Below are 17,984 nucleotides of genomic sequence, written 5' to 3'. Positions count from 1 at the left end.
CGACTGCACTTCGAGTTCCACTGCTTCGCTTTCACCTGGTATCACATGCACCGGCGGTTTGAGCGCGTTGCGAATCCTGCGCCAGCCCGGCAGATGCGCACGCGCTTCTGTCGCCTCGAGCACCGCTGAAAGAAAGCCTCTCCTAAAGGCTGCCTTTGAAAATCGTTCTGCGTTAGTCCGGCAGTTCTCTGCCTTGAACTTATGTGCGCCCGCTTCGAAGCGCTCCACCGCGGCCTGCAACGACTCCACGGTTTGCTCTTCGAAGAACACGCCGGTGGGCTTCGGTTGCGAATCGTCGATCACCGATTCGCAGGCACCGCCCCTGCCGAATGCGATCACGGGGGTCCCGCATGCCTGAGCCTCCACGATCGAGATGCCGAAATCTTCCTCGGCGGCAAACACGAATGCACGCGCACGCTGCAGATAATCGCGCAGCACGGAGAATGTTTGATGACCCATGATGGTCACGTTGGCACCCGCCTTGGCGCGTACCTTCTCCATATCGGGACCGTCGCCGATCACGATGAGCTTGCGTTGTGGCATACCCGAAAACGCCTCGACGATCAGATCGATCTTCTTGTAAGGCACCATTCTGGATACGGTCACGTAAAACGATTCCTTCTGCGTACACAGCTGAAACTCGTCGGTATCGACCGGCGGATACACGACGGTCGACTCACGTCGATACACCCGGCTCACGCGTCGCCCGATGAATTCCGAATTGACGACGAAGCTGTCCACACCATTCGCGGTGCGCACGTCCCACGTGCGCAGGTAGTGCAGCGCGACGCGGGCAAACAGCGAACGCAAGCCGCTCGTCAACTTTGCTTCCGTGAGGTACTGGTGCTGCAGATCCCACGCATAGCGGATCGGCGAATGCACATAGCTCACATGCAACTGGTCCGGACCGACCAGCACGCCCTTCGCGACCGCATGCGAACTCGAGATGATCAGGTCATACCCAGACAGGTTGAACTGCTCCACGGCAAGCGGGAAAAGCGGCAAATAGGCCCGGTACTTACGTTTTGCAAACGGCAGTTTCTGCACGAACGACGTCTTGACGGTCTTGCCCTTCAGGAAGTCACGGTTTTCCATGAAGTCGATCAGGCTGAAGACATCCGCTTCAGGGAAGCATTCAAGGATCTCTTCAACCACTCTCTCCGAGCCGCCGTAGGTCACTAGCCATTCGTGAACGATTGCCACCCTCATTACATTACCTCCGTGATTGGACCAGTTCAGTGGCTGCGGCAGGGTTTACGATACTGCGACGCCAAGACCGATCCTATGCGGCACACCAGACCCCTTCGGTTCGGATTCGCACAGAAGGCCTTGCGCGTGAAATACGTGTTTACCGGCTTGCACGTCGCCCGTGGCAATGGGCTCACGCAAGGTGCAATCCCGCTCGCTCACGCGCGCACTTGCCGCGTGACGCCCGCGCAGAGCCGCATGCCCGCGGCGATGCCGCGCAATACGCTCTTGCGGCCCGCGGGTGTCAGGCGTGGATATTTGGCCAGCATGGCCAGCAATGAATAGCTCTCCGCGATCAGCGAACGCGGGAAGCCCAGATTTTTGCGGCTGAAATAAAGTCTGTTACGCGTGCAGTAAAAAAGGCTAAAGGGACTTTCAGCACCACCTGTCGAGAAGCTGACTTTGTGCGCCACCTGCGAAGTTGGCACATACAGCAGGCGTATATTCTGATGATTCATGCGCCATACGAAATCCGCGTCGTCGTAATAGACGAAATATTTTTCGTCCATCATGCCTACACGCGCGAACACGCTGTGATGGATCATCATGAAGCAGGTCGGTGCGTATTCGGTGAAGGTAGGCAAGTCGAATTGCCCAGTGTCTTCGTCGCCGTCGCCCACGTGCGTCGTAATGGCCTTGAGCGGCGAGAACCAGCCGCCTGCACACCAGATGCGGTTGGTGCCGTGATAGAAAATCTTCGGGATCGCCGCGAACGCCTCGCCATGCCAGAGCGGATCGACGAGATTGGCAATGGTGCGAGGGTGGCGAAACTCCACGTCGTTATTGGTGAGCAACACGTAGTCACAGCCATCGTGCAACGCCATGGCGATGCCCTGGTTGTTACCGCGTGCCACGCCTGCGTTGGCGTTGTTGAACACAATCTGCGTATCGATGCCGTTGCTTTCGCCAAGCGCCTTTGCGAGGACGCTGCCGCTATCGGTGGCGCTGTTGTCGATCACGTATAGCTTCAGGAGGACGTCCTCCTGAAGCTGCAGGCTCGCGAAGAAGTCTTCCAGCACATCGTCGGACTGGTAGAGCACCGTCACTACACCCACTAACGGTCTCGAACCCGGACTCGAAGGTTCGCTATCCATGTTCGCGCTCCCGTTCGTCATGCTGCGACCCGACTCGCCTGATACAACCCGCGTGACTTCATCTCCACGATGCTTTCCTCGTAGTGATCGGGCTGCACCTGCTGCGAATTCACCCAGGCGGCAAAGCGCTCGATCCCTTGAGCGAACGCCACCTTCGGTTCAAAGCCAAGCAATTCACGTGCACGCGTCAAGTCGGCATAGTTGTGACGAATGTCGCCGAGACGGAACGCGCCGGTCACATTGATCGGTACTTCGCTGCCATACAGTGCGCGCAGTTTTTTGGCCACCGTAATGACTGCCGTGCGTTGGCCCGAGCCGATGCCGAACACGCGGTCGTTCGCTTTCGGCTGCACCAGCGCAGCTTGCGTCGCATCGACCACGTCGTCGATATAGACAAAGTCGCGGCTTTCCAGACCATCTTCGAAGATGCTGATGGCGTTGCCGTTCTTGATGCGCGTCGAGAAGATCGACAGGATGCCGGTGTACGGATTGGACAGCGATTGACCCGGTCCATAGACGTTTTGATAACGCAATGCGGATGCGCCGATGCCAATCGCACGGCAAACCGTCATGACCATCTGCTCCTGGTCGTGCTTGGTGATGCCATAGACCGAAGACGGATGGATTTTCGAATCTTCATCCGTGGGCAGGCATTCCAGCGCTTCACCGGAATACGGGCACAGGTAGTCGAATTGCGCGGCCTGCAGATCCTTTTCTTCGCGCGAATCCGGATACATGATGCCCAGCGCCGGTGAACGATATTTGCCTTCGCCGTAAATGGCACGCGACGACGCCACCACCACCTTCTTGACCGTCTTGTGCTTCGCCTTGACGAGCAGATCGAGCATCAGACCGCAGCCGCCGACGTTCACCTCGATGTAGCGGCTGACTTCATACATGGACTGCCCGGTGCCGGTTTCCGCCGCGAGATGGACGATCGCGTCCTGGCCTTCCATGGCGCGCTCCATCGCTTCGCGATCCGTGACCGAGCCTTCGATGAAACGCACCGACGCATCGAGCGACTGAAAAAGCGGCGACTGGTAGGGATCGTCGCCATGAATCTGCGGCGACAGGTTATCGAGCACGGTGACCGTCGCGTTGTCCGCCACCAGGCGTCTGGCAAGATTCGAGCCGATGAAACCGGCACCTCCCGTAATCAGGACTTTCATGATTCGCTCCGTTCCCAGGTTTTTGTTTGCCAGCTATATCGCTTGATCAGTCGTGCCGGATTGCCGGCGACGACGCAGTAGTCGGGCACATCGCGCGTCACGACGGCGTGCGCACCGACCACGCAATGACGGCCGATCACGACGTTCGGCAGGATCATGGCGTTAAAGCCGATGAAGCTGCCCTCGCCGATCACCACGCGGTTGCCGCGCGTGCGCAGACGCGCACCGATACGTCGAGGGTCGTGCACGTCCTCATACGGATGCTCGACATCGACGATGCCGCAGCCGCCCGTGATGGTGACGTTGTCGTGGATCTCGATGGACGAGCCGCAAACGATGTGCACGTTCTGCTCGATATTCACGTCATTGCCGATCGTCAGCCGCGGCAACGCGTTGGGGTCCGTCACGATCAGCTCGATACGCGCGCCTTGACGGATCAGCACGCGGTCGCCAAGCGACGCAAGGTGTACGTTGGACAGCAACAGCGGCTTGTAAATAGCGGTTTTCTTGCCGAGCGAAGCGAAGGCGCCGGCGTACCAGAGTTGCGCCTTCAACCGGTAATACGCAAACTGCAGCGCATTCCAGCGGTCGATCCAGCGCAGCTCGCTGAACTTCGAGAAGGTGTTGGTCAGCACACTCATGCGCGCACCGGCTGCCGCCCTGCCATCTGCTTGGCAAGCGTGTAAAGAGGATGAAGTGCGCGCGGCCAGCGGCGCAACGCGTGCAGGCCAGCCTGTTTGGTGCCGAGCTTCGCAAAGCGCATGCTCGAAGCAATGCAGCGTTCGAAGTCGTCGTAGTGTCCCGTCTCCAGATACATGATGGCGGAGGTCAGGAAGAGCCGCGCGCGCCCACGGTCGACCACCGCTTTGTCCATGCCGAGCGTCTCAGCCATCATGCAGGTGCGCATCATGTCGCTGATGTTGGTCTCGTGCCGCGCCGGGTTCTTGATAATCGACGACGTGAAGCCCTTGGGATTCACGCGGTACAGGCCCATCTCTTCGTCGAGATAGCGGGCCTGTGTGCCATAAAACGATTGCATCAGATTGGCGACGTCAGCCACGACCTTCAGTTCGAGGTCGACGGGATAGCGCCGGCGCAACGCACCGCGAAACATCGCGGAGCTGTTGAAGAAGAACGGGCCCTGCTCGATCAGATATTGCGCATCGAACACGGCTGGCTTTTCACGCGGCAGCGGAAAATCCACGGTTTCGCCAGTGACGGCATTCACCGGACGCATCTTGTGCACGACCATGCCGAACTCGCGTTGTGTCTCGAGGAATTCGAGCTGACGCTTGAGCTTGCCAGGCAGCATCACGTCATCGCCATCAATGGTGGCAATGTATTCGCCCAGGGTCGCAGCGATGACGTCTGAGAGATTGCGCGAGTAGCCGACGTTTTGTGCGTGGCTGATCAGCTTCACGACGCCGGGATAGCGCGCACAAAACTTTTCGATGATGGCCACCGAACCGTCACGGGAACCGTCATCACCCACGATCACTTCGAACGGCACGTCCAGATCTTGCGACAGCACGCTTTCCAGACAGTCGCCGATAAAGTTTTCGAGGTTGTAGCAGAGGATCACGACCGAGAGAAACGGCTTGCCCGAGGTATGTGCGGAAACCAAGGTCATATCGTCTCTCCCTTAGTTAAAGACGAAGCGTCCGGCCAGATCGAGCGCCTTGCGCTGCGCGACCGGCGAGACGACAACCGCGGCGGCCATCATGCACAGCCACATCAGTAGCAGATACACGAAGAGTTGCGGCCGCGACGCCTGGGACATGTCGGTGTGACGGAACGCGAGCGCCACGAGCGCGGTGACACCTACCCGCGCAGCGAGGCCGCCATACCATTTCATGTTGATACCGGGCAGGAAGACGCGATGCACGATGCTGACCCACACCAGCACCTGCAGCAGCCCGAAGGCGAGCCATGCGTAGCCCACGCCGGTCGAGCCGCCATGCAGTGCGCCGTACAGCACGGCCGGCACCAGCACGAGCAGGAACACCACGTTGCCCTTGATGTGCAAAGACAGCTTGCCTTCCGCGTACTGCACGAGAAACACGAGCGCGGCAATCGCCGAGCACGCGTTGCCCACGGCATAGCACTGCAGGATGCGCCACGCTTCCGGCGTAGAGGGTGCGGAGAGCGACCACATCCGCAGCACCAGATCCGGCACGTTGACGAAAATCGCCGCCACTGGAATCACCGCGAGCATGGTGATTTCGCTGGCAAGGAAATAAGTGGGAATGATGCGGCGCGAGTCGCCCATGCTGTCGGCGGTGAAGCGCGGAATGAAGGCCTGCTGGATCGGATTGGCGAGCAGCAGAATGCCGCTTGCCAGCAAGGTCGCCATACTGAACACGCCGAACGCGTGCAGCGACAGCACCTTGGACAGAATGATCTTGTCGATCTGCGTGGTGGTGGCCCACATCAGCGCGGAGAACGCAATGGACAACGACAGCGTGGCGCGTGCGGTGAGCACGGTGCGCGAAAACGTGCGCGTCAAGATCGGCGCTTCGATGGCGTTGCCGAGCAGAATCCGCATCGTCAAGGCTTCGCCGAAAATCGCGGCCAGTTGCCAGATGAAAAACACTTCGACGCTCGGCCATATCGTGATGACGGGCACCACCAGCACCGCGCGAATGATGGCGAACACCACCACCACAACGTTCAACGTCGGCTGCCTGTCGATGCCTACCATGCCGCCACGGTAAAGCGATGAAAGCCAGCGCGACGCGACCGTCAACACCATCAAAACGAACGTGATTTCAATTTCATGCAGCGGCAGGCCTTTCGCGTTGAGCCAGTCCTGCGCGAAAAACGGTGCCGTGAAAATGGACAGGATGACCAGAATGGCGCACACGCCCGCGACGAATTTCTCAAGCGACTGCAACAGCACCCGCACCTCCTGACGCGAGGCGTCGTCACGCGCGCGTCCGAGTTCACGGCATAAGGTGGGCGAGAGCCCGAGATCCAGCACCTGCACCCATGCCAGCAAGACCGCATTGAGCGCGATGAGCCCGTACGCTTCTACGCCCAGGTGCCGTACGTAGGCTGGCACCATCACCATGCCGAGGGCAACGGTGACCATCTGCCCTGCGTAATTGGCGATCAAGCTGCGTTTGAGCATCGTCGTATATAGACAGGAGTAGAAAATGTTTTGGCGCACTACGGTGCGCGAGCCTGGCTCGGTCCTGCGGTACGTCCTCGGGCACTCTATGTGACGGTTGATTGCTGCAACGCGCAATCCACGTAACTCATGATCGAATCAGGCGCGCCACGGTAAGAATCGACACCTCCGGCTCGCGTGACAGGGCAAATTCGACTGGCAATTCTCGTCCGTTGCTGCGATGCAAACAGCTAACCCACTGTATCTGCGCCGCCGTTTCGGTAATGTGCGAATTCGAACACAGACCCCGGCAGCCTTTCGCGACCCTTACCGCCTCGATACACCCCATGCAGCGGCTGGGCACGGATTTAAGAAGCGTGCCCGCGCTCCCTCCACACGCTGCGGCATCAGGCACCACGCTGGAGCAGCGGCGACACCGTCCCCGTCCGGGATTCGTCTGATATGCGCGCTTCCCGGCCCGGTCTTATACTGGCGGCAATTCACCGAATAGAGTCGTGGATTGGCGATTCTTCGGAGATTGGCCCGGCGGCCCGGTATGTCAGACTCACAACATCAAGTAGTCCCTGCACGCCGCCGTGCGACTTCTCGTGAACGCCATGCACCTCCTCATCATCTTTTCTGTCCTCGAAGTCATCGCGATACTCGTGGTGGTGTCCCTGTGCGTCATGGCGCGGCGCGCAGACGAGCGTACGGAGCGCGCACTCACTTCCGAGGAAATCCAGGCCAGGCGACAAATCGCCGAGGAACGGCGCCGTCTCAACGGCGCGCCCGCGTTCGGCTTGCAGGCTTTGGGACGTTGGTGGAACGGCGTCCAGCGTCCTATCAATCGTGGTAAACGCGGCAGCTAAACCCGCACGAAACCCCATGCGCTGACGCGCCGATGCATCAATTGAGTGCATCGGCCACTCTCGCAGGCTGGAACGTCACACCGCGAGCGCGCGGAAAACCCAGATATTTCTCCAGACGCAGCCGCCCCGCCACGAAGTACAGCGCCAGCGGAAACGCGATGCCGCACGCCACGCCAACCAGAAGATGCAGGTACACGTTCTCGACGTGGATATGCAGCAAGGCAATGCGCGCACCCGAACCGGCCAGAATATGGGCGAGGTAAATCGGCATCGAGGCCAGCCCCAGCACCCGTAGCACGGCACCCTTGCCCGACTGGCTGATCAACAAGGCGATCTCGCACACCAGCAAAATGCCGAGCAGTGCCGCCGGCAGCGTGCGCAAACCAAGCGCGGTCTCGGGCAGCGCCCAGTCCGTGCCGGTGTTACCCAAACCGTGCGCCAGATAGATCGCTACGCAAAATGCGATGAACGTGACGCCCACTCCGCGCAGCGTCGCAAACCGCGTGACGATGCTCCGCAGATTGCCCGCCAGCAAAATACCCGCCGCGAAGAACAGGAAAAACTTCAGCGCGATCGTGAGGATGTTGGCGTCGAGCGCGATGCCGATGAAGTACGCCACGATCGCGATGAACACCAGCCGCAAGCGCTGGGTCGTCGTCACACACACAAAGATCTGGCAGAGAAACAGCGCGTACAGGAACCAGAACTGACCGATAGGATTCCAGAAGATGTCCAGCATGTCGGACGGATAGAAGCGATGATTGGCGTTCGCCGACATCATCAACTGCACCAGCCCCTGAATCACCGACCACAGAAAATACGGGTAGACGATGCTCTGCAGCTTCGAAGACAGAAAGCCTTGACGGCCACGGCTCAAGCCGCGTTCCACATGCAGCCCGGACAACATGAAGAACAGCGGCATGTGGAACGTGTAGATCGCAGAGTCCGTCGAGATGAGCCAGTGATGCGCCGGCACGAGATCGGCGTTCATCAGTCCGATCAGGACATGGCCGTACACGACCAGCACAATGCCGATGCCGCGTGCACAGTCCTCGAAATCATCTCTCACCCATTTCTCCCGATACGTCTCACGCCGCGGCGTGATTGTGATTCGAATACGCCGTCATATGACCGTATGCGCGCCGTTCACTGCGACGCAACGGCACCGCATTGAATACCGCGCCGCCCAGTCGTGCACCTGCGCGACGCAGCTTGGTGACGGTCTCTTCGATTTCCTCTTCGGTCTGCATGCCCGAGCGCAGCACCAGCACCGTGCTGCCCGCGCGGTTGGCGATGATCGACGCATCGCTCACGGCCAGCAGCGGCGGCGTATCGACGATCACCAGATCGAAGCGCTTGTTGAACACATCGAGCAACGCCTGGAAGCGCGGCATCATCAGCAGTTCAGACGGATTGGACGGATACGCCCCGCACGAAATGAACGACAGGCCAGGCACGCCGACTTCACGGATGGCCTGATCGCTGGTGATGTCGCCCATCAGCAGTTCCGCGAGACCACCGGAGTTCGGTTGTCCGAAGGTTTGCGCGAGACGGCCGCAGCGCATGTCGGCGTCGATCAGCAAGACACGCTTGGTGGTTTCGGCTTCCAGCACCGCGAGATTGGCGGCGACGAAGCTCTTGCCCGAACCCGGCGTGGGACCTGTCAACACCACGGTCTTGTCATCCCCGTGGTTGCCGCCCGAGAAGTGCATGGCGGTCCGCACACCACGCAGCGCCTCGACCGACGCGTTATGCGGAAAGCTGCGCGCCAGCAGATAGTGCGCGGTATGCGGCAGTTCGCCCGACGCGCCCTTGACGACCGAGCCGTCTTTGGCACGCGCGGCCGGCAACAACGGAATCGGCGTAGCCGAGCCGTATGGCGTGTCGACTCCGCGCAGCGAATGCATCATCGCGCGTTTCAGTTGCGCCTGTTGCGGGCTGTAAAGCACGGAACCGAGCACGGGAATGCTCAGGCTCCATTCCACGAAGCGCGGATCGCTCACACCGGTCAACAACTGGCTGCGCGCGAACACATAAAGCGCGCCGAGCATCAAGCCGATGCCCGCGCTCGCGGCGAGCACGAGCGGCACGTTCGGCGACACCGGATCAGCCGGGCGCGCAGCCACGTCGACGACATGCACGTCGCCCGTCGTACCCGCACGACGCACCGTCAGCTCTTCCGCCTTGTTCACCATCGTCACGTAGATCGACTCGGCGACCTTGGCGTTACGCGTCAGGTCCACGTCCTTGCGTTGCGAGGCCGGCATCTTGTTGAAGCGCGCGTCGAAGCTGGCCTTGGCGGCGTTCAGTTGCGCGAGCTGCTGGTCGATGTTGCGCACCGGGTCGCTGGTGGGCTGGAAGTGCAGCATCAATTGCGTGCGTTGCAGTTGCAGCGCGGCGATCTGCCGTTCAATGTCGATGCCGCCATTCAGGTATGACTGCGATTCCTCGGTAGGCTGCAACGAATTGGACGACGACTGGAAGCTGGAGAGTGCGGCTTCCGACTGTTTCAGTTCATCGCGCAGACGCGGCAGTTCCTGGTTGATGAAGTCGAGCGTCTTGCTGTCGCTGCGGCGGCGATTCTCCACGGTGTTCGCCACGTAGCCATTCGCGATGGCGTTGGCGACACCCGCTGCCACGACCGGGCTGCTGCTGTCGAACGCGATCTGCACGATGCCGGTTTCCTTGCCGCCCTTCTCCTGAATCTTGAGATCCTTCGAGAAGCGCTTCAACGCATTGACGGTGTTGAGCGGCACGACCTGGAATTCCGTGTCCGGCCGCGCGACGAGTCGCGTCACCAGCATGGAGATGTCCTGACCGGTGGCAAGTTGGCCCACCTGGCCGCTCAGCAGCACGGAGCCATCCGTATCCACCAGTTGATAGTGCTGGTTGTCGAGCGCGCGCAACTTGAGCTTGGCGTTTTCGAGCGAAGCCGGCACCTGCAGTGAGTCGATGTGAATTTCCTCACCGCCCCATGCGTACGACTTCAGTCCGAACCATGCGCCCGAGGGCTTGCCTGGCGTAGCGAACTTGTTGGCGATCAGGCCGAGAATCGGGAAGGTACGCGCCTTGACCGTGAGGTCGTAGCCAAAGCGCTTCATCACCGGTTCCAGCACATCGCGGCTTTGCATCATCGCCACTTCGGCGTCGGTGGAAGGCGGACTCGCCTGTACGACGAGCGGTCCGTTCGCACCGGTCCCCAGCTCGTTTGGATCAGGCGATTCGATCCGCACGAGCGCACCCGCGGTATAGGTTGGCGTCGCCAGCGTGACGTAGATCGAGGCCAGTACGACCACGACCAGCGCAACGCCAACGACAGTCCCTACATGGTCCGATAGCAACCGGATCATGTCCCTCGCGCTAACTGCACCATCGCGAGGGGGGCCAAAAGATCCTGCATCCAGATTCGGCGTGTTCACGTCGGTGATTCCTATGAAGAGGGCCCGTGGAAAATGGCCGCGCGAGGTTACGTAAAAGAGCTGCGACGTCGATGAGCGTTACGTCAATGCCCAACGGAATACAACAGGTACAGGCTGGTCACGGTCGGCAACAACTGCACCAGCAAACGGTTCAGGCGAGCAATGTCCGCCGTTCCCACATAGACGACATCCAGCGGTTGCAGATCGAACTGCGTCGACAACAGGATCGCATCCACTTGCGTCATGTCGAGGCGGTAGATCGTCGGCTTCGCCGGGTCGCTTGCCGAGCGCCGGATCACCAGAATCTGGCGGGGCTGCGCGCTCTGCGGATCGATACTGTTGGCGCCCGAAAGCGCATCGGCCAAGGTCAGTTGACCCTTGTCCATGTACAGCGTTTGCGGCTTCAGGATTTCGCCCAGCACGAACACGCGGCTCGCGTTATGGTCCGGCACGTACACGATGTCACCGGCGCGCAACACGATGTTCTGCGAAATATCGCCGTGGTCGAGCGTGCGTTGCACATCGAGCACATACGACTTGCCGTTGCGCGTCAGTTGCACGCGCTGCAGGTCAGCGTCCGTCACCGCACCACCGGAGCGCGTGATCGCATCGATCAGCGTGAGCTTCATGTCCGTGATGGGCAACGTGCCAGGATTCTTCAGCTGGCCCGCCATGTACACCTGCTGGCTGCGGAACTGCACCACGCGCACATCGAGTTGCGGCTTGACGGCGTAGCCTGCGAGCCGGCTCATCAAGAGATTCGAAATCTGTTCCGTGGTCTTGCCACCCACGTTGATGCGTCCAATAGTCGGAAAGTAGATCGTGCCGTCTGCAGAGACACGCTGCCCGTCCGGTGTGACTGATGAGCCTGGTGCGCCCGCCGAGACTGCGCCCGAGCCTGCATCCGTTGCTGCGGCCTGACCTGTCGTGGCGTTCACGGTCAGTTCAGGATGGTTCCATACGGTGATGCCGAGAATGTCGCCGGGGCCTACGCGATAGTCGGCATAGCCGTTGTTCGCGAGCGGCTCGATGGGCAGCATGTTCGTGCGCGGGTCATCCTTTGCGAGTGTTTTAGCCTGGTCTGCAATGACCTTGGCGTTGATCAGATGCACCGGATAGGCGGCCGCAGTCGAATTGTCCGGTGTCGGTTCCTGCATGCGGGCAGGATCCAGATACGGCCCAGGCGAGAGCGAACACCCTGCCAGTGCCATGCAAAACATCAAAGCAATGAGCCATACACGTTTTTTCATGATGTATTTTTTTGTCCGAGAATGGTACGTGCGTACGACGAGTGCGTTACAACAAGTGCGTCAGACGTGCTTGTTATGTGCTGAAGAGCGGCATGCTTGCCGCGATTGAGCAACCTGAAACAACCTGAACGACGAGAGAAAGCGGCCGGTCCCCGCCTTCCTTGATCAACGGCCAGAGAATGCGGCCGTTTCGTATTCAGGTTCCCTGCTGCGATACAACGACATCGTGGTCGGCACAGGCGGGCGCTGAGTACCGTCCTTCGCAGCCGCGCTGGCGAGCAGCAAACGGCGGAACTCGCGTTTGACGATGCCATAGCATTCGCAGGCACGTCCTTCGAGTCCTTCGCGATCGAGAATCGTGATGTGGCCACGGCGCATGCTGATGAGGCCGGCTTCCTGGAGACGCCCTGCTGCCTCCGTCACGCCTTCACGACGCACGCCGAGCATGGTGGCGATCAACTGCTGGGTCACGGCAAGCTCGTCCGACTTCAGACGGTCTTGCGTGAGCAGCAGCCAGCTGCACACCTGCTTGACGATGTGATGGTGACGGTTGCACAACGCGCTTTGCGAAACCTGCGTCAACAGAGCCTGCACATAGAGCAGCATCAGCTTGTGCACGAGACCATGACCTTCGAACTCACGCTTGAAGATGCTCGCGCTGATCGAATAGGCGTAGCCGTCGCTGCGCACTTCGACGCGGCTCGGCGTGGTCAGGCCACCCATCAAGACGGGTACGCCAATCACGCCTTCATTGCCAATTGCCGCGACTTCAGCCGTCGCGCCATCGGCCATCAAATACACCATCGACACGATTGCCGTGGTGGGGAAATACACGTGCTTGATCGATTCGCCCGAATCGCACAGCAGTTGTCCGGCGCTCAGGCGCTGGAGCTTCAGGTGAGGCGCAATCGGCGCCAGTTCGGATGCCGGCAGCGCGGCCAGCAAATGGTTTTCAAACCGGTCGTTCGTAAAGTCGAGCATGGTGGTTTCCGGCGGTAATCTCGCGCTACCAAAAACGGTAAGCAAGAGGTGATTGCAACGGGTCAGACGCAGAAATTACTGCACTGCAATGTCTGGCTTCGACACCACTCCAAACGTCTCACGAAGTTTTTTATTGAATGGACCACATTTAGCCAAAACCATGCCATCGGTTTCAAACGATTGTTTTTAATAGGTTTTTTTAAACGAGGCACAAAACGGGTGCTGGTATGGGTCGAGAACTGTCTCAGATCTGAACAATTCTCGCTTAAGAAACCCTGAGTGCACGAAAACGCCTTATGTTGCGCTGCATTTCGTATGAATATCAGGGTTAAGCCCTACGGGGCTCACCGGAGATGAAAACGATTTTGGCGGCTCCAATGGGGGTGGAGGCCGAGAGAAACTAACTCACCCATTTCTACAGAAAGTGTCTCACTTCTGATGCAATGCAAACGAAGCGAAAGCCAGATCACCCCATTCACATTGTTTAAAGTTGGCGTTCTGCGAAGAATGAGTCCTTTTTAAAGCCGGAAAAAAAGACATTTCAATGCGGCATTGCATCGGCACTTATTGCAGTTACGCATCTCAGGCCAACAACTTAAGTTCGACTCCGAACAGAGCGCGGGTTTTCACCGACATAGAGTGGACCCGTTTTCTCTCTTCGCTCCTTTAACGAAGGCGTGCTTTGTCGCGCCGCAGCGCATGCGATCCACCCATGAGGATCGCGGATATGAAGCTCCCATCGTTAAAGCGAATTTGCACAAGACTGCCTCACCCGAACGGAGCCGATCGATGAGCACAGCATTTGAGTCCCAATCGAAACACCAGCGAAGCACCGGCGTGGCCGAAGCGCCATTGACGATTCAACCGGTGATCCTCGCGGGCGGTGCCGGAACGCGGCTATGGCCGCTTTCGCGTGACCAATATCCGAAGCAGCTCATCGAACTGCTCGGAGAAGAATCGCTGCTGGCAGGCACCGCACGCCGTCTCGAAGGCCTCGAGACGCTGTGGCCCGTCACCGACGATCTGCTGCTCGTGTGCGGCGAACATCATCGTCATGTGAGCGCCGAACAATTGCGTGGCTGCGGCAAGTCCGCTCATATCCTGCTCGAACCGCACGCGCGCAATACCGCGCCTGCGCTCACCAGCGCTGCGCTGCAAGCCGTCGCGAACGGCAATGATGCGGTGCTGGTGGTGATGCCCGCTGACCACGTGGTGCCGGATGCGGCTGCGTTTCAGGCGGCTGTCGCGCGTGCAGCGAACTATGCCGCTGACGGCGCAGTGGTGGCGATCGGCATCGTGCCGCGTCACGCCGAACCGGGCTATGGCTATGTGCGCGTGGGCACGCCGCTCGGCGAACACGGTGGCTACGTGATCGACCGTTTCGTCGAAAAACCGCATCGCGAACTGGCCGAACAGTACGTCGCTTCGGGCGAATACTGGTGGAACAGCGGCATCTTCGTCGTGCGTGCTTCGGTGTGGCTCTCGGCAATCAAGACGCTGCATCCCGCCATCTATGCCGCCTGCGAAGCTGCGTATCGCAATGGCTCGGCGGACGATACGTTCGTGCGTCTCGAAGGCAAGGACTTCAAGAACTGCCCGGACGAATCCATCGACTACGGCGTGATGGAACGGCTGAGCGAATGCAATCTGAGCGGCGTGGTCGTGCCGATGGACGCAGCGTGGTCCGATGTCGGCTCATGGGACGCCGTGTGGGAAATGCTGCCGAAGGATGCGCTCGGTAACGTGGGACGTGGCCGTGTGATGTTCGAAGGCTCGACCAATTCGTTCGCGCATTCGCAGGGACGCCTGATTGCCTGCGTGGGTCTCGACAACGTCGTGGTGGTGGAAACCGCCGACGCGGTGCTCGTCGCCGACAAGCAGAACGCCCAGCAGATCAAGACGGTGGTGTCGCGCATTCGCGCCGAACGCGGGCACGAAGCGGATCATCACCGCAAGGTGCATCGCCCGTGGGGTTACTACGATTCCATCGACTCGGGCGACCGCTTCCAGGTGAAGCGTATCGTGGTCAAACCGGGCGAGAGTCTCTCGTTGCAGATGCATCACCATCGCGCCGAGCACTGGGTCGTGGTGCGCGGCACCGCTGAAGTGACGTGTGGTGAGAAGACGTTCCTGCTGAGCGAAAACGAGTCGACCTACATTCCGTTGGGTACGGTCCACCGTTTGCGCAATCCCGGCAAGACGCAGCTCGAAATCATCGAGGTGCAGTCGGGTGCGTATCTGGGCGAGGATGACATCGTGCGCTTCGAGGATAACTACGGGCGCATGCCGTCTTAAGAAGCGGTCATGCCGGTGTAGCGGTGCCTTCAGCGTCATCACGGTGGAGGCACCGTTAGTACGCTGTTAGCGAGAAAAGCGGAACTGGAAGCGAAAGGTGAAGCGGCTAAAGTGGCGCGCCGCGCTGCGACGCCCGGGCTTCAATGGTATTGATTGATCGTCAGCCAGCCACCGCTCGATCAGGAGCCGCCGCCCACCACGGCGAGACGTCGCTCTTCCTGCTGCGCCACCTCTTCGACCGCGGGTGCAGTCTCCACCACTTTCTCTGTCTGCTGCGGCCGGCCTTCATGATTGGCCATGAGCCGGTACAAGGTAGCGCGCGAGATGCCCAGTTCGCGCGCGGCGGGCTGCGAGCGGCCACGATGACGGCGCAGGGCCGCTTCGATCGCTTCCCGCTCAGCCGCTTCGCGCACCTGCGTCAGCGTATTGCCTGACTCACGCGCCATGTAGTCGAGTTCGAGATCGCCCGGCGTGATGATGCGCCCTTCGGCCATCACGATCGCGCGTCGCACACGGTTGATCAGTTCGCGCACGTTGCCCGGCCACGTGTAATTGGCCATCGCCTGCAACGCTTCGTCGGAGAAACCTCGTATGTGATGCAAGGCATCGCTGCGGTACTTGTCGAGCATGTGATACGCGAGCACGGCGATATCGCCCTCGCGCTCGCGCAGCGGCGGTTCGTCGATGCGTAGCACGCACAGGCGGTGATACAGATCCTGACGGAATGCCTGCTCCGCCACCGCGTTTTCGAGCCGCACGTTGGTGGCCGAGATGATGCGCACGTCCACGTCGATCTGCTCGGAACCGCCGAGACGCTGAATCTTTCGCTCCTGCAAAAAGCGCAGCAGGATGGTCTGGCTTTCGAGCGGCAGATCGCCGATTTCGTCGAGAAACAAGGTGCCGCCGTTGGCCGCTTCGATCCGTCCAATCTTGCGCTGATAGGCGCCCGTGAAGGCGCCACGCTCGTAGCCGAACAGATCGGACTGCACGAGGTGATACGGCAGCGCGCCACAGTTGATGGCGACGAACGGACCGTTGCGACGCACCGAACGTTTGTGAATGGCGACGGCCGTCAGCTCCTTGCCCGTGCCCGATTCGCCGGAAATGAGCACCGGCGCCTCGCTGTTCGCCACCTTGCTGATGGAGCGGAACAGCTCGTTCATCGAGGTACAGGAGCCGACGATTTCATCACGCGCCGAAGGCATGTCCGGCACACCGTTCAGCGTGACCATGCCGTGCTCGTGGCCGATCACTTCGACGGTTCTGTCGAGGTCGTGCGGCACGGTCACATAGCGCGAGAAATGCCGGCGTACGAGCGTACGCGGCACATCGTTCTGCAATTGGGCAGATAACAGGATGCCGATCCAGCCGATCCCCCGCGCGCCAAAGCAGGTGGAAAAGCCGGCGAGGTCGTTGGCGGAGAAGCCGCACGCGAAGTCGAATACGCCTACCGTTGGGTGGCGTGTCGACAGATACGTCTTCGCGTCGCGGGCCGTCTTCAGCACCGTAACGTCCCATCCTCGTTGCCCAAGCATGTCGCACAAACCGCGCTCCGGCGAGCGCGACACGTAGGCCAGTGACCGATAAGGTTTAATGTTCAAATCTGCGCCTTTGCCTGTTATTGGTCATCCCCCGAGAATTTCCAGTTTTTATTAGAGTGCAACGTAATTGACTCAGGTCATCCCTCGATGACAATGCCCTGCAGTCATTACAAGTAAATCTAACTGGATAAAACAAGCACGAGATAACAAATCAGGTAAATTCGGCCGGACGAATTCCTCTGAATGCGGTCCACCAGAGGAAAATACATCGCCCAGCCGGATTATCCACCGCTAAAATTCAAATAGATAGCGCTCCCTGCATGCGCCGCGCTGTGTGGCGAACCGCACAGACCCTGCGCGAACGGCATACGAAAAAGGCTGTTCCACTGTCACTTAAATTCCACCCGGACACGCTAACTTTCACTAATTTCCAGCAATTCGACCCGCTTTAATATTTCATTCACGCGACCACGAAATACGCGACGAAAATGAAGAAATGGCACCGCATCAGTGCGCGTCTGGCGCGAATAAACCCTTACGGTGCAATGGCGCACGTGGTCTGCCCTGATGAGGCTCGCAACAGACCCCTCGGTAGTGCAGGAGAGCGGATTCTTCTGATGCAGCGAGTGTCGTACCAGGTCTCGCCTGACGGGTTGCAGCGCGGATGAGCCGGCCCGCCACCGTACGCTCGCGCAGAGTCATGCTGTTCACCGTGTGTGGCGTCGCGGTGGCGCTCGGCGCGGTGGGCAAGTCGATGATCGATGGCTTGTCCGCGCCTGATATCAACATGGATAGCACGGTAGTGAGCAGCAACACTTCGCCGCCCGCTCCTGCTGCCAGCATGGCAAGCGCTCTGGCGCCGGCCCTTGCTGCTTCGTCCGTCACCAGTCTTGCCGCCGCCAGCGCTGCCTCGCTGGTCCAGCAGCCGGCGCCTGTAGCGCCCTCGCCGCCTGCCGCAGTAAAGGCTGCACCCAACGCCGTACCCAGCGTTGCCATCATCACTCATCGG

General features: G+C 59.9%; 13 protein-coding genes and 1 pseudogene. 2 read left to right on the top strand and 12 right to left on the bottom strand.

Going from position 1 to position 17,984, the window contains the following annotated elements; genetic code table 11:
• Positions 1–51 precede the first annotated feature (51 nt).
• The 6 genes and pseudogenes from D0B32_RS20365 to D0B32_RS20340 form a co-directional block, all read right to left on the bottom strand.
• Positions 52–1,221 (bottom strand): annotated as a pseudogene (locus tag D0B32_RS20365) (glycosyltransferase family 4 protein); the annotation flags it as partial.
• Positions 1,222–1,406: 185 nt separating this feature from the next.
• On the bottom strand, positions 1,407–2,342 hold the full coding sequence (locus D0B32_RS20360) for a glycosyltransferase family 2 protein (RefSeq protein ID WP_117336318.1): 936 nt from the start codon (positions 2,340–2,342) through the stop codon (positions 1,407–1,409).
• 17 nt (positions 2,343–2,359) lie between these two features.
• Positions 2,360–3,511 carry an NAD-dependent epimerase/dehydratase family protein gene (locus tag D0B32_RS20355; RefSeq protein ID WP_117336077.1) on the bottom strand — a complete coding sequence of 384 codons (1,152 nt, stop codon included), beginning with the start codon at positions 3,509–3,511 and terminating at the stop codon, positions 2,360–2,362.
• Positions 3,508–4,152, bottom strand: coding sequence for an acyltransferase (locus tag D0B32_RS20350; protein ID WP_117336076.1), 645 nt, complete (start codon positions 4,150–4,152; stop codon positions 3,508–3,510). Before D0B32_RS20350 ends, D0B32_RS20355 begins: the two co-directional genes overlap by 4 nt.
• Positions 4,149–5,141 carry a glycosyltransferase family 2 protein gene (locus D0B32_RS20345; protein WP_117336075.1) on the bottom strand — a complete coding sequence of 331 codons (993 nt, stop codon included), beginning with the start codon at positions 5,139–5,141 and terminating at the stop codon, positions 4,149–4,151. The genes D0B32_RS20350 and D0B32_RS20345 overlap by 4 nt, the downstream gene beginning before the upstream one ends.
• A 12-nt stretch (positions 5,142–5,153) precedes the next feature.
• Complete coding sequence (locus D0B32_RS20340) at positions 5,154–6,602, bottom strand: lipopolysaccharide biosynthesis protein (RefSeq protein ID WP_259295070.1); 1,449 nt, start codon at positions 6,600–6,602, stop codon at positions 5,154–5,156.
• A gap of 635 nt (positions 6,603–7,237) precedes the next feature.
• Between D0B32_RS20340 and D0B32_RS32330 the strand changes: the two genes are divergently transcribed.
• Positions 7,238–7,489, top strand: coding sequence for a hypothetical protein (locus D0B32_RS32330; protein WP_147329549.1), 252 nt, complete (start codon positions 7,238–7,240; stop codon positions 7,487–7,489).
• A 37-nt stretch (positions 7,490–7,526) separates the two neighbouring features.
• On the opposite strand, the gene D0B32_RS20330 is transcribed toward D0B32_RS32330, so the two are convergent.
• The 4 genes from D0B32_RS20330 to D0B32_RS20315 all read right to left on the bottom strand — a co-directional run bounded on the left by D0B32_RS20330 (position 7,527) and on the right by D0B32_RS20315 (position 13,139).
• A complete protein-coding gene (locus D0B32_RS20330) occupies positions 7,527–8,558 on the bottom strand; it encodes an acyltransferase family protein (RefSeq protein ID WP_181969856.1) in 1,032 nt (343 codons plus the stop codon).
• A 19-nt stretch (positions 8,559–8,577) separates the two neighbouring features.
• Complete coding sequence (locus D0B32_RS20325) at positions 8,578–10,839, bottom strand: polysaccharide biosynthesis tyrosine autokinase (RefSeq protein WP_117336071.1); 2,262 nt, start codon at positions 10,837–10,839, stop codon at positions 8,578–8,580.
• A gap of 152 nt (positions 10,840–10,991) precedes the next feature.
• Entirely contained in the window at positions 10,992–12,065 is a 1,074-nt protein-coding gene (locus tag D0B32_RS20320; RefSeq protein WP_259295069.1) for a polysaccharide biosynthesis/export family protein, read from the bottom strand.
• 258 nt (positions 12,066–12,323) lie between these two features.
• A complete protein-coding gene (locus tag D0B32_RS20315) occupies positions 12,324–13,139 on the bottom strand; it encodes a Crp/Fnr family transcriptional regulator (protein ID WP_117336070.1) in 816 nt (271 codons plus the stop codon).
• 789 nt (positions 13,140–13,928) lie between these two features.
• Here D0B32_RS20315 and D0B32_RS20310 point away from each other — a divergent pair.
• The gene (locus D0B32_RS20310; RefSeq protein WP_117336069.1) at positions 13,929–15,434 is read left to right on the top strand and encodes a mannose-1-phosphate guanylyltransferase/mannose-6-phosphate isomerase; all 1,506 of its coding nucleotides are present in this window, start codon (positions 13,929–13,931) and stop codon (positions 15,432–15,434) included.
• A gap of 179 nt (positions 15,435–15,613) precedes the next feature.
• Here D0B32_RS20310 and D0B32_RS20305 read toward each other — a convergent pair whose 3' ends face one another.
• Both D0B32_RS20305 and D0B32_RS20300 read right to left on the bottom strand, forming a co-directional pair.
• The gene (locus tag D0B32_RS20305) at positions 15,614–17,035 is read right to left on the bottom strand and encodes a sigma 54-interacting transcriptional regulator (protein WP_404935568.1); all 1,422 of its coding nucleotides are present in this window, start codon (positions 17,033–17,035) and stop codon (positions 15,614–15,616) included.
• Between the two features lie 447 nt (positions 17,036–17,482).
• Entirely contained in the window at positions 17,483–17,974 is a 492-nt protein-coding gene (locus tag D0B32_RS20300; protein WP_117336068.1) for a hypothetical protein, read from the bottom strand.
• Positions 17,975–17,984: the final 10 nt, after the last annotated feature.

This window comes from Paraburkholderia sp. DHOC27 (assembly GCF_003429005.1).
GTDB lineage: Bacteria > Pseudomonadota > Gammaproteobacteria > Burkholderiales > Burkholderiaceae > Paraburkholderia.
This window is presented reverse-complemented; position numbering and strand designations above follow the sequence as displayed.

Excerpts from the sequence above, each read along its gene's own strand:
- D0B32_RS20360 (WP_117336318.1), bottom strand. The coding sequence starts at position 2,342 with ATGGATAGCGAACCTTCGAGTCCGGGTTCGAGACCGTTAGTGGGTGTA.
- D0B32_RS20355 (WP_117336077.1), bottom strand. The coding sequence starts at position 3,511 with ATGAAAGTCCTGATTACGGGAGGTGCCGGTTTCATCGGCTCGAATCTT.
- D0B32_RS20350 (WP_117336076.1), bottom strand. The coding sequence starts at position 4,152 with ATGAGTGTGCTGACCAACACCTTCTCGAAGTTCAGCGAGCTGCGCTGG.
- D0B32_RS20345 (WP_117336075.1), bottom strand. The coding sequence starts at position 5,141 with ATGACCTTGGTTTCCGCACATACCTCGGGCAAGCCGTTTCTCTCGGTC.
- D0B32_RS20340 (WP_259295070.1), bottom strand. The coding sequence starts at position 6,602 with ATGGTCACCGTTGCCCTCGGCATGGTGATGGTGCCAGCCTACGTACGG.
- D0B32_RS32330 (WP_147329549.1), top strand. The coding sequence starts at position 7,238 with ATGCACCTCCTCATCATCTTTTCTGTCCTCGAAGTCATCGCGATACTC.
- D0B32_RS20325 (WP_117336071.1), bottom strand. The coding sequence starts at position 10,839 with ATGATCCGGTTGCTATCGGACCATGTAGGGACTGTCGTTGGCGTTGCG.
- D0B32_RS20320 (WP_259295069.1), bottom strand. The coding sequence starts at position 12,065 with ATGCAGGAACCGACACCGGACAATTCGACTGCGGCCGCCTATCCGGTG.
- D0B32_RS20315 (WP_117336070.1), bottom strand. The coding sequence starts at position 13,139 with ATGCTCGACTTTACGAACGACCGGTTTGAAAACCATTTGCTGGCCGCG.
- D0B32_RS20310 (WP_117336069.1), top strand. The coding sequence starts at position 13,929 with ATGAGCACAGCATTTGAGTCCCAATCGAAACACCAGCGAAGCACCGGC.
- D0B32_RS20300 (WP_117336068.1), bottom strand. The coding sequence starts at position 17,974 with ATGATGGCAACGCTGGGTACGGCGTTGGGTGCAGCCTTTACTGCGGCA.